At 64.6% G+C, this 243-nt stretch carries 1 pseudogene; it reads right to left on the reverse strand.

Features of this window, described 5'->3' with window-relative positions:
- Positions 1-243, reverse strand: a pseudogene (locus SxD43FB_RS24555) (IS21 family transposase); the annotation flags it as partial.

The following is a 243-nucleotide window of genomic DNA, read 5'->3' on the forward strand; positions in this document are numbered from 1 at the left end:
CACCGCCCAGCTTCCACAACGCATCCTGCAGGTGCTCCGAAAGGGCGGCAAAGCTCTCCCCGCCCAGCACGACAGCCGCATGCTCCCAGCCACTCGCCGCCAAGCGGAAGTGGTAGAGGCGATAGGCTAGGGTCTCGCCGGCAACGGTGACCTTGAGACTGTCGCATACCGTGAAATCCGACAGGCCCTGCCGACCGGGCTCATGATGCTGCGGGAAGAAGATCTCCTTCTCGCCGCCGTGCA

Origin of the sequence: Sphingobium sp. D43FB (assembly GCF_002312805.1) — a bacterium.
Classification (GTDB): Bacteria; Pseudomonadota; Alphaproteobacteria; order Sphingomonadales; family Sphingomonadaceae; genus Sphingobium.